Here is a 13,945-nt window from a genome sequence, read left to right on the forward strand (position 1 = left end):
GTTGAGGGGCTTGCAAAAATTAAACAATTAACCAAATGAACTAATGAACTAGTGAACTATTCTACCATCGACAAAAATAATTGAACAATTTATCGCATATAGTTTGGAAGCTTATTTTTAATTACTATTTTTGCAACCTTGAAAAGAAAGGTCGAGTGGCCGAGTGGCTAGGCAGAGGTCTGCAAAACCTTGTACAGCGGTTCGAATCCGCTCTCGACCTCAAGATTAAAATATTAATAAAGAAATAAAGCTTATTATCATGGCAGTTACCAGATTAAAAAGAAAAGACAGATACAATAAAACTGTTTCTCGTTTAGAAGTAAAAAATTTGAAATTGGCGACTAATCTTGAGTTAGGTAGCCGTTCTAAGCAATCTACAAAAGATCAATTAGCTAAAAACAATGCAGTATTAGCATCTTTAGCAAAATAATCTTTTCGAAAAAAAATGAAAGCCTCGATGTAAATCGGGGCTTTTTTCGTTTTAGCATTCCGCATTGGTTTCAAAAACAATTATAAAATTGTAGTTTTAATTAACCAAATAAAAACCTAATGGAACAAAGTGCTATATTAACGCTATTCTTGCCTATTGCCTTAGGCATTATTATGCTCGGCTTAGGGTTAAGCCTAGTTATTGATGATTTTAAAAGAGTGGTGCTTTATCCTAAAGCCGTTTTTATAGGTTTGCTTTGCCAAATGGTGATACTACCTGTAGTGTGCTTTAGCATTACCATTGCATTTAACTTACCTCCAGCTCTTGCAGTAGGATTAATGCTTTTGGCTGCATCGCCTGGTGGGGCTACCGCAAATTTATTTAGCCATTTGGCCAAAGGCGATGTTGCGCTAAATGTAACATTAACCGCCGTAAACAGCGTACTTACCCTATTTACGCTACCTTTCATTGTAAATTTTGCTATTGCTCATTTTATGCAAAGCGGACAAGTGGTACCGATGCAGTTTAGTAAGATTATAGAAGTTTTTGCTATTGTATTAGTACCAGTTGGTGTTGGAATGTTTATCCATCATAAGGCTCCTACTTTTGCAAAGAAATTAGAAAAACCAGTTAAAATTCTTTCTGCAGTTTTTTTAGTGCTTATCATTATTGGAGCTATCCTTAAAGAAAGAGCAAACTTTTTAGATTACTTTCAGCAGGTAGGCTTAGCTAGCTTAGCATTTAATGTAATAAGTATGGTGCTAGGCTATTTTGTACCGATGCTACTTCATATCAGCAGAAAACAGTCTATAGCTATTGGAATGGAAATTGGCATCCACAACGGCACTTTGGCCATTTATATTGCACTTAATGTAATTGGAAACAGCGAAATGAGTATTCCTCCGGCAGTTTATAGCATATTGATGTTTTTTACCGCTGCATTATTTGGCTATATAGTGAGCAGAAATAATAAGCAGAGAGTTTAAAGCGCTAGGCAAGTTGGCGGTTCTTTTTTCCAGTAAAGCTTCAATTTTTGAAATGTAAACAATGGAGATTTGAACTTTTTGCAGTTTATTTCCTTGTTAGGGATACTATCTGGATTTGGATTAATACCCAAGTGCTTTCTAATCTCGTATTTTTTTTCTAGACATTTCACAGCCTTATCGTTAAGCAGATAACTACGTTGCTCTGTGATTTGATCACGAGTTGCACCTTCAGGCCCGCTATCAAACGACCAAATTAAGCTTCTTTTATGCAGAAAATATAAGTTATCTTCGTTTACAAAGTATCGTTCTTCCGCTTCATGATGATCATACTCATGGTAACGGCGAACAATCAACTTTAAGTTTCCATTTGCGGTGAAATAGCTAACCGTCCCGCCTGTTTCTCCATTACAATCATATTTAAACGAAGTTGAGTCTAAGGATTTATTTTCGTACTGCCTAATGATTTGCTGATAAGCACTTTGAATGTCGGCCACAGTGCCAAGTACAGTTGCTACTTCCTTTTTACTGGTATCGGCCACTACCTGATTTACGATGCTATCTCCCTGCTGAGCTTCTCTTTTTTGATTTGAATTACAAGACGCCAGCACAACAATCATTATCAAATATGGAATAACTCTCATTTCTTAATTACTAAGGTTGCTTTTACAAAACATCGTTCTGGGTATTTTGTTCGATGCCTGTGCGCTTACGAGCCTAGGTAAATAGAATTTTAAATGTGGTACCTTCGCCTAGCGTACTTTCCACTTCTATGGTATAGCCCATGGCTTCGATCTGATTTTTGGTGATGAAAAGTCCAAAACCTCTTGCATCGCTATTGCCATGAAAAGTCTGGTTTAAGCCAAACATTTTATCTCCATTTTTAGCTAAATCTATGCCCACGCCATTATCTTTAATACTAAAAATATAGCCGCCACCAATTGGTTCGCAATTAATTTCTATTAATGGCCGGCGTAAAGCATGACTATACCTTAAAGCATTAGAAATTAGATTTAGCAACACGCTTTCTAAATAAGCCTTATTGAAATACACAAACACATCATCGGTTAAATTGATGATCAATTTGGCATTTTTGCTCAATATTTGCGCCTCTTGAGTTTGTATGGCATTATTTACATAAGCCAATAAATTTAAAGGCTCCTTCACCATGTTAATGCTCGTTTGGATGTTTACGATGCTATTGAGGTTGTATAGTGTATCATTTAAGTTAACCACCACTTTACGCATCAGTTTAATCATCTCGTCTCTCTCTTCATTCGTATCTGCATTGCTAATTAAGGCGCTAATACCATCAATGTTACTTGCATGAGAACGTAAATTGTGTGAAACTATATACGAAAAATTAAGTAGTCTTTTGTTCTGTTCGTTCACTAATTCATAAGATTTGTGCAAAGTTTCCTCGGCCTCCTTAATACGGGTAATATCCATCATAATACCTCGCAATTTCTCTGGAGCTTCTAAATTCGGTACCACATTAACACTATCTCTTATCCAAATAATTGAACCGTTTTTAGCCACCATTCTATATTCGTACTCGTGGTGTTTCCTTAGAAAAAGTTCATTATCCAAGTAGGTTTTAATTTTATCGCTATCTTCGTGATACAACTTATTAAAGAAAAAACCAATCTCAGAACTCCATTCTTCTGGTGTATACCCTAAAATATCATATACTTTACTGCTTACAAATGTATTAACAAAATTATCGGTAACCGATGTTTCCCAAACAATACCCTCAATAGAATTCACCAGCTCTTCGATGTGTTTCTGAGATGCAATTAATTGCTCCTCGTAAGCTACTTGTTGGGTAATATCATCTATAATAATAATGTGGTTATTTGGAGGTTCTCCTTCATTCCATAGAGGGCTCACAATAGCATTTGCCCAAATTACTTCTCCTTCTTTGTTGATATACCTTCGTACAGATGAAAACTGCTTAATCTCTCCGCTTAACAAACGCTTAAAACTATGAGCATCGGCAGCAAGATCATCTGCGTGTATAAGTGTTTTAATTTTTTTATGGGTGAGTTCTGCACTAGTATACCCTAAAAGATTGCATAAAAAAGCATTCGTTTCCAAAAACTCTCCAGTAATAGAATTTACCCTTCCAATACCAATTGCTGCATGGTCAAAGATAGTTTTGTATTTACTTTCTGCAGTCAACAACATTTCAGCTTGCCTATCTAAAGTAGCATACAGTTGCGCTTGCTTATTTAACAACCGTAGCAAAAGATAGGCAGATAAAATTGAAACTAGTACTCCAAAAATAGCTAACGAACCTAACTGATAATCCGCGTAAATTGGTCGGGTATCGGTAAGGTAGATCTTCCAATCGCCTTCTTCAAAAACCTTACTTTTGTAGGTATTCGTAAAATTGATTTGGCCAGGCAAGAAGTATTCTTCGACACCAGTCAACTGATTTACTTTTGAAAACTGAAATTTGTAGTATTCTTGATTGGTATTATCAATTCCTGCAGCTTTTAAAAGTTCGCCGAGTTTAACTACCACGGCCGAAAAGCCCCAAAATTCATTATCGATATAAATAGGCAGGCGACCGATAACGCCCTCACCTCCCTGCACTAACTTAACCGGCCCCTGAAAGTAAATCTTACGGGTTGCTATCGCCTTTTTGGCTGCTGCCGCATTTACGTCGCTTAGTTTAAGCAAATCTAAGCCCAAAGCTTGCTCATTACCCTCAAGCGGATAGGTATATTTAATCACTCCGCCCGGCACCAATTGAACAGCTTGCAAATAGGGATTTCCTTTTATGATCTGGGCGGCAACAGCATCAAAATTCCTTGGCTTTCCAGTTTGATCTAGTGTAAGTGCCAAGGTTAATGTAATATTCTGACTGTTTTTGAGCAATTGTTCTAACCTCAGCTCTACACTTTCAAGCATTACATCTATTTCCTTTTCGCGATTTTCTTTAATGATAAGGTAACGTTGCTGAGCAATTAAGGAAATAATAGAAATAAGCACTACAAAGAAAAGGAAAGCCGAAAGCTTTGGATGCAAAATGAACCAATTGGTTTGAGCAGGCTGCTTAGCAGTTTTGGGCATTAGATACGCTATTTCTAGTTGTTATTAGTTTAGTGAGCAAACTTAAATTTTTATCAGCCAATTTAGTTTGATACGAACCATCAAAATAAAGTGACAAAAATCATTTAAGCCAAAATAAGATTAAGAAATGATTAACTAAAATAAAAATAATTTAATACACTGATAACGATTAATATGCTACAGAAGATACCGTTATTTATTTTATGATTTAATGCAACTTTTATGTTAACTTTGATTTAACAACCTCACATTAGCTAAAAAACTATTTACAACTACCTGGATATCTAATATCCTATAATTTTTTGCTTAATGCCATCTTACAGCTCCTTTTCGGACGCAGAACTTGCGGAATTGCTAAAAAAAGACGATTCTGCAGCTTATACTGTAATATACAATAGGTATTTTCATACCCTATATGTGCACGCTTTACAAAAACTAAACGACAAACAAGAGGCACAGGATGTAGTACACGAACTTTTTGCCCAATTGTGGAATAAACGGCAAGAACTGAACATTCACACCAATTTAATAGGATACCTTTATACTGGTATTAGAAATAAGATATTAGACCATATCTCGCATCAACAGGTAAAAACTAAATACATTAACTCCTTACAGAATTTCCTAGAAAGTAATTACAGCATCACCGATCATAGAATTAGAGAAAAGCAACTTAGCGAACTAATTGATAAAGGAATTGCCGATTTACCAGAGAAAATGCGTGAGATTTTTGAGCTGAGCAGAAAAAAATCACTAAGTCATAAGGAAATTGCCACACAGCTGAACCTTTCTGAACAGACGGTTAAAAAGCAGGTTAACAATGCCTTAAGAATATTACGTATCAAATTAGGAACCATGCTTTTCCTATCTCTTTAATTTTTTTTCATTTTCTTCTACCCCCAACATTACCGCTTCTCGTCTTAGTCAATATTAGGGGTAAATATATCCTATCTACTATGAATAAAACAGAAGCAAAAATACTGCTAGACAAATATGCTAATGGCAAATGTACGGAGGAAGAGCTAGCCATACTGCATACTTGGTATTTAGAGCAGGAAGTGATAGACTTTGATATTTCGGCAGAAGAAGTTGAAGCTGCAAAAGAAAAAATATGGAACAACTTGCCAGTGCATCAAGAAGTAGCTACTAAAACCATTAAACTATTTCCATCAATATTAATTAAACGCATTGCTGTTGCTGCAGCGGTGGTATTGTCTGTTTCATTAGGCTATTATGTTACCCAAAAGGATAAATTAAAATCAGTTTATGAAACTGCAAAACTAGAGCAGATTGTTCCTGGCGGAAATAAAGCGACCCTTACCTTGGCAGATGGTTCGAAAATTGACCTTAACAAGATGAGTAACGGCATACTTGGTGATGAAAATGGAACTAGGATCGTTAAAACTGATGATGGAAAGATTTTCTACAATCATGACGAAGCAGCTAAAACAGTTGCATGGAACACGTTGAATATTCCGGCAGGTGGATATTATAACGTTACTTTAAGCGATGGTACGATAGTTTGGCTGAACTCGAAATCGAGCTTAAAATACCCAACAGCATTTATTGGTAAAGAACGTGTTGTTGAACTTACTGGCGAAGGCTATTTTGAAGTGGCACATAAAGAAAATCAACCGTTTAAGGTAATTACCGAGCAGCAAACCGTAGAAGTATTAGGCACTCACTTTAATATCAATGCTTATAGCGACGAGCAAAGCACAACCACCACTTTGTTAGAAGGCAGTGTAAGGATTAACGCTGCAGGTAATCAGAAATTACTTAGCCCTAACAACCAGGCCAAACTAATTAGTGGAAATATTATGGTAAGACTATTTGATGCCGAAAACGCAATAGACTGGGTAAGTAATGATTTCTTTTTTGACGATGAGGATCTGGGCAGTATCACGAGACAGCTATCGAGATGGTATGATGTAGAGTTTTCTTATCCCACTAATTTAGCAGAACTGAAGTTTTCGGGTCGGATTTCTCGAAATATCAACATCAAACAAGTGTTAAAAATAATGGAGCTAACAAAAATGGTAAACTTTAAAGTAGAAGGAAGGAGGATTACTGTGACACCGTAACTTTTACCCTAAAGCTTAGCCAAAAAAAAATCCAGTGGTGGTCGCAACACCCCTGGATAAGTATTTAGGCTTTGCAGAAAATTTTGACTTAACCAACTAACAAACACCTAAACACAAACAAATGTATGAATTTTCACATGACATTTAAAAACGGTTGTAATAGCCGTTTATATGCCAGAATTCTGTTAAAATTGAAACTGACCTTAATCGTCTTAACAACGGTAATTCTACAGAGCAGTGCTGCTAGCTTTGCACAAATTACCATCAATGAGAAATCGGCCTCATTAGAAAGCGTTCTACAAAAAATAAGGAAGCAAAGCGGTTACGATTTTTTCTACAGCAACAACATGCTGAAAAACACTAGACCAGTGTCTATTAATGTAAAAAATGCTAGTGTAGAAGAGGTTTTAAAATTAAGCTTCAAAGACCAGCCGCTAACTTACACTATTGATCAGAAAGCAATTGTGCTACGGTACAATAACAATTCGGAAGTTGTAGCTGCAATGCAAAAAACTATCACTGGTAAAGTAGTAGATGAAAGAAATAGCCCGATACCTGGAGCATCAATTAGGGTAAAGGGAATGCCAGCAGCCCCAATTGCAATAACAGATGCCAATGGTAATTTCATGATTTCGGCTACGGATGAACAAACGCTTATTGTAAGCTATTTAGGCTACCAGTCGCTAGAAGTAATATTAAAAGGAAAAAGACTGCCTTTATCTGTTAAAATGGTGATGAGCGAAAGCGCATTAAACGAAGTTAAGGTTATTAATACCGGCCTTTTTAAAAAATCAACTGAAAGTTTTACAGGCGCATCTACTACTGTAACCGCTGAAGAATTAGCACAAAATGGTAATAGAAACCTCATCACTTCGCTTCGTAATATAGACCCTGCATTTAATATTATAGAAAGTAACGCCTTCGGTTCTAATCCTAATAGATTGCCAGAAATACAGATTAGAGGCAACTCAAGTATACCTAATGTTGGAGAACTGCAAGATCAAACCAGAGCAGAATTGAACACACCTTTAATCATTTTAGATGGTTTTCAATCTACCTTACAGAAGCTATATGACATGAATGAGAACGAAGTAGAATCAATAACTATACTAAAGGATGCTGCTGCAACTGCAATGTACGGTTCAAGGGGCTCTAACGGCGTTATTATTATCACTACAAAAACACCTAAACCTGGGAAATTAAGGCTTACGTTAAGATCTGATGTGAATTTTGAGGCTCCAGATTTAACGGATTATAGCTTGTTAAAGGCTGCAGATAAATTGGAATTGGAACGTATAGCAGGGTATTATAACAATGTTAGAGCAGAAAGCGACCTGCCATTAAAAAGATATTACAATTTCTTACTAAACGAGGTAAATAGCGGTGTAGAAACAGATTGGATGGCACAACCATTACGTAATGGTGTGGGGCAAAGACATTTCCTTAAAGTAGAAGGCGGTGACAATGCTTTTAGATATTCAGCTTCTGGTCAGTTAAACGACATTCAGGGTGTAATGAAAGAATCTTTCCGTCGCACGTTTAACGGTAACATCACGCTTGCGTATACCTACAAAAATTTAAGATTTAGAAATAACTTACAAATTCAGCAAAGCAACTCAAAAGAATCTCCATATGGAGAATTTAATGAGTACGTAAGATTAAATCCATATTGGAGACCTTATGACGCCGCCGGAAACGCACTGAAGTTTTTAGGAGACCCAGGAAACTTTGACTATACAGGATATTGGATACCGACCCTACCAACCAATCCATTGTATAATGCTACTTTAAATACTTTTGATAAGAGTAATACCAATGAATTAGTTAACAATACCATGGTGGAGTGGAACTTAGTTAAGGATTTGGTTTTAAGAGCCCAAATAGGACTAACTAAAGGAACAATACAAAATGATGTTTTTAGACCAGCAGAACATACCGCATTTGCAGATTACGGCCCTCTAGACATATTTAGGAAGGGAGATTATAAATATGGTGTTACCAACTATTATGGTTATGATGGTTCTATCAACTTGGCTTATAATAAACTCATTAATGCAAAACATCTTATTACCGCAGGAGCGGACTATAACATACGCCAAAACAAAAGGACATTCTCAGAATTCTTAGCAGAAGGTTTTCCGAATGCGAATTTCGATTTTATGGCCATGGCTCTACAATATGCCAAAGATAGGAAACCTAGAGGTGATGAATCGCTTACACGTGCTATCGGTATAACAGGAAACGTCAACTATATTTTTGATAATAAATATTTTGTAGACTTCTCTGCTCGTATAGATGGATCTTCTCAATTTGGGAGTAAAAAACGCTTTGCCCCTTTTTGGTCGGCAGGTATTGGATGGAACTTGCATAACGAAAAATTCTTAGCAAACAACAAGTATATCAACCGCTTAAAACTTAGAGGTTCTGTTGGTACAACTGGAGCGCAGAACTTTAGAGCTTACCAAGCATTATCTACCTATAGATATTACACCGACCAACGTTATTTTAATTGGATGGGCGCATATTTATTAGGGTTGGGCAATGAAGATCTGCAATGGCAGCAAACTAAAAAATACAATATCGGTGCAGATGCTGAATTTTTAAACAGACGCGTCCGCTTAACGGCAGACTATTACGTAGAAACTACCGAAGATTTGGTTTCATCAGTAAACGTACCAGCTTCAAATGGCTTTAACAGTTATGTAGACAATATTGGACGCCTACGTAACAGCGGGTATGAAATTAAGGCTACTGGTTTTATCTTAAACAACCCTAAATCTTTTACATGGAGTATTTCTGGTGCTGTTTTACACAATAAAAATAAAATCTTAGAAACGTCAAAAGCACTAAAAGATGCGCAAGCCGCAACTTTAAATGGCACAATCCTACCTGGAACTATTTATATGGAAGGTTACTCTAGCAACGCTATATGGGTAGTACCTTCTTTGGGTATAGACCCAAGTACAGGTAAAGAGCTTTATTTAGGTAAAGATGGTCTACCAACATACACTTGGAAAGCATCAGATATTGTTGCTGTAGGAACTACAGATCCAAAGATCTTTGGAAATTTCAGCAGTATGCTTCGTTACAAAGACTTTTCTATCAACGCATCGTTCAGATACACTGTAGGTGGTCAACAGTACAATAAAACTTTAGTAGACCGAGTAGAATTAGCTAGTTACAAATTTAACGTCGATTCTAGAGTGTATTATAGTCGTTGGCAAAATCTAGGAGATATTGCAGCTTTTAAAGGTTTATTAGTAACCACCCCTACTTACAAATCTTCACGCTTTGTACAAGATGAAAATACGTTGGTTTTACAAAATATCAATTTTCAATATAACGTATCTAACAAGGCATTTTTACAAAAATTGAGATTAGAAAGCTTAAATATAACAGCAAATGCCGCAGAACCAATGTATTTATCTACCGTAAGAAGAGAGCGAGGCACAACTTATCCTTTTTCAAGACAATTTTCATTAAGTCTTAATGCTACATTTTAAACTAAAAGCAATGAAAAGAACTATTTTAATTTTGATAGGTGTTTTTGTAAGTATCATATTTTTTTCCTGCAAAAAATACTTAACAGTAAATCCAAAAACACAAATGCCACAACACGTGCTATTTACTACCGAAGGTGGATTTAAAGATGCATTAACTGGAGTTTACATCCAAATGCGTAGCGATAGTACTTATGGAGCAGCGCTTACACAAAGCACTATAGAATACCTTAGCTCGAGTTGGGATATTACCACAAACAGCACAGAACAGCGGTTAGGATTATTCAATTATGCTGATGCTGGAGTAGAAACAAGCTTTCAACGAATTTGGGCACAACAGTTTAAAACCATCGGGAGTATTAACGCCATACTAGGTCAAATTGACGCAAAAAAAGATGTTTTTAAAACTCCTGGTCTGTACGAATTAATAAAAAGCGAATCTTTAGCACTAAGAGCACATTTACATTTAGATATGCTGCGTTTGTTTGGACCAGTGCCAACTGTTACTACAGCACAACCTATTTTGCCCTATGTTACTACTTTGTCTACTGCTCCAAATGCAAAATTAAGCTTTACCGCATTTAAAGATGCCTTGTATAAGGATTTAACAGATGCAGAAGCATTGGTAAAGAACATAGACCCTATTACACAATACTCTATTGCACAGCTTAGGACACCGGGTATTAGTTCAGGCTATAATCCACAAGACACCTATTTTGCATACCGTTACTTGCGGATGAATTATTTTGCAATTAAGGCGATACAAGCAAGAGCTTACCTCTGGTTTAATGACAATACGAAGGCGTATGAAGCTGCAAAATTAGTTATCGATGCGAAAAACAGTGATGCGTCTAGTAAATTCAATCTTGGATCTGCGGCCGATATGACTACTAATAAAGATTTCTTACTTGTCAAAGAACATATTTTTGGACTTTATGATTTCGCCATGTACACCAAATACACATCACTCTATCCTTCTGGATCGTTAAAGAAAGGAACCGCAATTACTACTATTACAGGACAACTTTTTGGCACAACCGGAACAGATATTAGAGAAAGTAATTTATGGGAACTTTTAACATTGCCAAATGCAAGTAAAGCATATGTTACCAAAAAATATTTAGTAACAGAAATTGGCGACAATAAACAAATACCTATTGTGAGATTAAGCGAAATGTACCTCATTGCAGCAGAAGCCGCACCTTTTGCAGAAGGGCTTGAGTATTTTAGGCAATTTAGGGTCTCTAGAAATATCGGCCAATTGGCTATACCTGCAAATGCCGGTGCTCTACAAACGGAAATCATCAAAGAATATCGGAAAGAGTTTTATGCTGAGGGACAAGGTTTTTATGCCTATAAACGTACAAATGCACCGAAAGGCAGTTTTCTATTTGTTCCATCTACTGCCACAGTAAATTATGTGGTACCCGTGCCTACAACCGAAGCTCTTTAACTTAACCTAATAACAAGATGAAGAATTTAAAATACATATTGGCAGCATTAGCGACAGTAGCTTTTTTTGCATGCAAACAAGACCAATATTATCTATATAACGATATCGCTAGATTACAATTTGGACCAGAACCAAGCCGAATTTATACCACTAGCTATAACTTGGCAGATACATTAAAAATGTATACTTTTTATTATGAAGATGCCTCTATAAAGCAGGATACCGTCTTTTTTGATATCTACGCCATAGGCGGCACAAAAAATACGGACAGGGCGTTTACGCTGCGTCAAGATCAAATTGCCAATGCTACTAATGCAATTTCGGGAACTCATTTTGTTCCATTTAATGATCCGAAGGTTGCAAAACACTACGTCATTAAAGCTGGAACTGTACATACAAGAGTACCCATTATAATACTTAGAGATCCAAGCCTAAAAACCACTACACCCAAACTGAAATTTAGTATAGTAGCCGATGGAAGCTTTAGCTTAGGTGAGCCAAGCAATATTTGGCGCAAGTTAGAATTTACCGATAGGTTAAGCCAACCATCCTCATGGAATGCACATTTTACGCAATACTACTTTGGAAAATACAGTGTTACTAAGCATGCCTTCCTTATTAATACAACGGGTGATAAATGGGACTCTATTTTTATAGATGAAATGTACGCTGGAGGTAACCTCATCGACTACTACAGAACCGTAGCAAAAACAGCCCTTATTAATTACAATGCGGCAAATCCAACTGCGCCACTCAAAGACGAATTTGGTGACCTTATAGTTTTCCCTTAATCAAATCAAAAACGATGAAAAATTTAATTGTACCAATTATAGCGTTCATGGCACTTATTAGTTCTTGTGCCAAAGATAAAGGCAATTACGACTACAACCCCAAGGAAGAAGTAGAAGTAAAAGGTATAGCAACAAGTTACACTGTTATATCGGAAAAGGAAAATTTGGTTATTAACCCAGAAGTGACCTCAACAGACCCTAGTGCCCAATTAGAATACCTTTGGGGCATTTATGAAACCAACGTACAAGGCTATGCCCCAAAATTAGATACCTTGGCTAAAACTAAAAACTTGAACTATGCAGTAAAACAAGCAGCGAAAGGATGGGTTTTGGTGTACAGAGTAACAAATAAGAAAACTGGATATGCCCAGCATTTCAAAAGTGACATTAACGTTGTTACCGAATTCACAAGAGGATGGTATGTGGCAAAAGACGATGGTAGCCAAGCAGACCTAGATTTGTTTCTAACACCAACTAACATAATTCCTAATGGTAAACGTGAAAATATTTACAGTACCATTAACGGTGCAAAGGCACCAGGAAAAGTCAATATGTTAAGTTTCTTAAGTAGTTATAAATCTAACGTAACCGGTGTTAATGGAAACACCAGAACATTATTTTTAGTAACAGATAAAGACATTGCTGCAACTTATGTGAACACGCTACGAAAAATTAAAGATTTTAACAGCATCTTTATTGGAACTCCTAGCGTTAAAAGCCCAAGTGCCTTGTTCGTAAGTGGAACTGCTTATTATCTGGTAAATGATGGTCAGGTGCACAGCATTTACAACATGGGGTCTAATTTTGGGCAGTTTAGCGCAAGGATAATGAAAGATGCCAATAACACCAACTACAATCTCTCAAAATACTTTTTACCTGGTATACCTGGCTTAGTAGACCCCTATTTGTTCGACGAAATAACCAGTTCTTTTGTTTCTATGTCTCAAGGCTCTGGCCCAATGGCTGTTGTTGGTGACGATGCCACTACCACCCTTCCTGCAAGCAACAATAACCAGAAACTGCTATATATGGGCACAAAATCAATGGGATATCCAGCAGCGCCAGGAATAGTTGGCACACTTGGTTATGCTATTTTTCAAGATAAGACAAACCCAGCTATAAAAAATTTAGCAGAAATTTCTGGCTACAGTGGTTTCAAATTAAAAATTATACAAACCCCATTAACCGTAGCAGATAAGCTTTATAATGCAACTATGCACACTTTGCTCTTTGGTGACGAAAGTATGATGTATTTTGTTGTTGGCAACGAAATTTGGAGCCGTAACCTAGCTAATAAGTTCGAAAAATTAGAGTTTACGCTGCCAGCTGGCGAAGAATTAACATTTATGCGCCATAAAAAAGCAACCGAAACAGGATACGCCTACAATTATGTAATGATAGGCTCTAAGGTTGGAGCAAATTACAAGGTTCGTATGTTCAGCAAATCATCAGGTAGCTTAAATGCTACTCCTGATTTTACATTGGAAGGTACTGGAATAGCCAGAGAAGCTATTTACATCTCTCCAGCAGCATCAGAAAGCACACACAATCCATCATTTTAGCTAAAGGGAAGTGGCTAACACTTCCCTTCTAATAAAACACAACCACACAAAACAAAACTTGAAA

At 36.6% G+C, this 13,945-nt stretch carries 10 protein-coding genes and 1 tRNA gene; 9 read left to right on the forward strand and 2 right to left on the reverse strand.

The window, feature by feature from the left end; all coding sequences use genetic code 11:
* Positions 1 to 149 precede the first annotated feature (149 nt).
* The 3 genes from REI64_RS10215 to REI64_RS10225 all read left to right on the forward strand — a co-directional run bounded on the left by REI64_RS10215 (position 150) and on the right by REI64_RS10225 (position 1,416).
* Positions 150 to 220 (forward strand) — tRNA-Cys (locus tag REI64_RS10215).
* A gap of 39 nt (positions 221 to 259) precedes the next feature.
* Complete coding sequence (locus tag REI64_RS10220) at positions 260 to 430, forward strand: spore protein (RefSeq protein ID WP_113639047.1); 171 nt, start codon at positions 260 to 262, stop codon at positions 428 to 430.
* Between the two features lie 119 nt (positions 431 to 549).
* Positions 550 to 1,416 carry a bile acid:sodium symporter family protein gene (locus REI64_RS10225; RefSeq protein WP_308850020.1) on the forward strand — a complete coding sequence of 289 codons (867 nt, stop codon included), beginning with the start codon at positions 550 to 552 and terminating at the stop codon, positions 1,414 to 1,416.
* Here REI64_RS10225 and REI64_RS10230 read toward each other — a convergent pair.
* Together REI64_RS10230 and REI64_RS10235 are read right to left on the reverse strand one after the other, a co-directional pair.
* Positions 1,413 to 2,057, reverse strand: coding sequence for a hypothetical protein (locus tag REI64_RS10230; RefSeq protein ID WP_308850021.1), 645 nt, complete (start codon positions 2,055 to 2,057; stop codon positions 1,413 to 1,415). The genes REI64_RS10225 and REI64_RS10230 overlap by 4 nt on opposite strands.
* 73 nt (positions 2,058 to 2,130) lie before the next feature.
* Positions 2,131 to 4,491: a PAS domain S-box protein gene (locus tag REI64_RS10235; protein ID WP_308850022.1), complete on the reverse strand. Its 2,361-nt coding sequence runs from the start codon at positions 4,489 to 4,491 to the stop codon at positions 2,131 to 2,133.
* A gap of 309 nt (positions 4,492 to 4,800) precedes the next feature.
* Here REI64_RS10235 and REI64_RS10240 point away from each other — a divergent pair, with 309 nt between their 5' ends.
* The 6 genes from REI64_RS10240 (at position 4,801) to REI64_RS10265 (ending at position 13,881) form a co-directional block, all read left to right on the forward strand.
* Positions 4,801 to 5,367, forward strand: coding sequence for an RNA polymerase sigma-70 factor (locus REI64_RS10240; RefSeq protein ID WP_308850023.1), 567 nt, complete (start codon positions 4,801 to 4,803; stop codon positions 5,365 to 5,367).
* A gap of 80 nt (positions 5,368 to 5,447) precedes the next feature.
* Positions 5,448 to 6,575 (forward strand): FecR family protein, encoded by a 1,128-nt coding sequence (locus tag REI64_RS10245; RefSeq protein WP_308850024.1) that lies wholly within the window; start codon positions 5,448 to 5,450, stop codon positions 6,573 to 6,575.
* 125 nt (positions 6,576 to 6,700) lie between these two features.
* Entirely contained in the window at positions 6,701 to 10,078 is a 3,378-nt protein-coding gene (locus REI64_RS10250) for a SusC/RagA family TonB-linked outer membrane protein (protein WP_308850025.1), read from the forward strand.
* Positions 10,079 to 10,088: 10 nt separating this feature from the next.
* On the forward strand, positions 10,089 to 11,528 hold the full coding sequence (locus REI64_RS10255; RefSeq protein ID WP_308850026.1) for a RagB/SusD family nutrient uptake outer membrane protein: 1,440 nt from the start codon (positions 10,089 to 10,091) through the stop codon (positions 11,526 to 11,528).
* A gap of 17 nt (positions 11,529 to 11,545) precedes the next feature.
* Complete coding sequence (locus REI64_RS10260) at positions 11,546 to 12,319, forward strand: DUF4843 domain-containing protein (RefSeq protein WP_308850027.1); 774 nt, start codon at positions 11,546 to 11,548, stop codon at positions 12,317 to 12,319.
* Positions 12,320 to 12,333: 14 nt separating this feature from the next.
* Complete coding sequence (locus REI64_RS10265) at positions 12,334 to 13,881, forward strand: PKD-like family lipoprotein (RefSeq protein WP_308850028.1); 1,548 nt, start codon at positions 12,334 to 12,336, stop codon at positions 13,879 to 13,881.
* Positions 13,882 to 13,945: the final 64 nt, after the last annotated feature.

It is taken from the genome of Pedobacter sp. (genome assembly GCF_031119335.1).
In the GTDB taxonomy this organism is placed as follows: domain Bacteria; phylum Bacteroidota; class Bacteroidia; order Sphingobacteriales; family Sphingobacteriaceae; genus Pedobacter.

Coding starts and splice junctions, on each gene's coding strand:
- REI64_RS10220 (WP_113639047.1), top strand. CDS start 260: ATGGCAGTTACCAGATTAAAAAGAAAAGACAGATACAATAAAACTGTT.
- REI64_RS10225 (WP_308850020.1), top strand. CDS start 550: ATGGAACAAAGTGCTATATTAACGCTATTCTTGCCTATTGCCTTAGGC.
- REI64_RS10230 (WP_308850021.1), bottom strand. CDS start 2,057: ATGAGAGTTATTCCATATTTGATAATGATTGTTGTGCTGGCGTCTTGT.
- REI64_RS10235 (WP_308850022.1), bottom strand. CDS start 4,491: ATGCCCAAAACTGCTAAGCAGCCTGCTCAAACCAATTGGTTCATTTTG.
- REI64_RS10240 (WP_308850023.1), top strand. CDS start 4,801: ATGCCATCTTACAGCTCCTTTTCGGACGCAGAACTTGCGGAATTGCTA.
- REI64_RS10245 (WP_308850024.1), top strand. CDS start 5,448: ATGAATAAAACAGAAGCAAAAATACTGCTAGACAAATATGCTAATGGC.
- REI64_RS10250 (WP_308850025.1), top strand. CDS start 6,701: ATGAATTTTCACATGACATTTAAAAACGGTTGTAATAGCCGTTTATAT.
- REI64_RS10255 (WP_308850026.1), top strand. CDS start 10,089: ATGAAAAGAACTATTTTAATTTTGATAGGTGTTTTTGTAAGTATCATA.
- REI64_RS10260 (WP_308850027.1), top strand. CDS start 11,546: ATGAAGAATTTAAAATACATATTGGCAGCATTAGCGACAGTAGCTTTT.
- REI64_RS10265 (WP_308850028.1), top strand. CDS start 12,334: ATGAAAAATTTAATTGTACCAATTATAGCGTTCATGGCACTTATTAGT.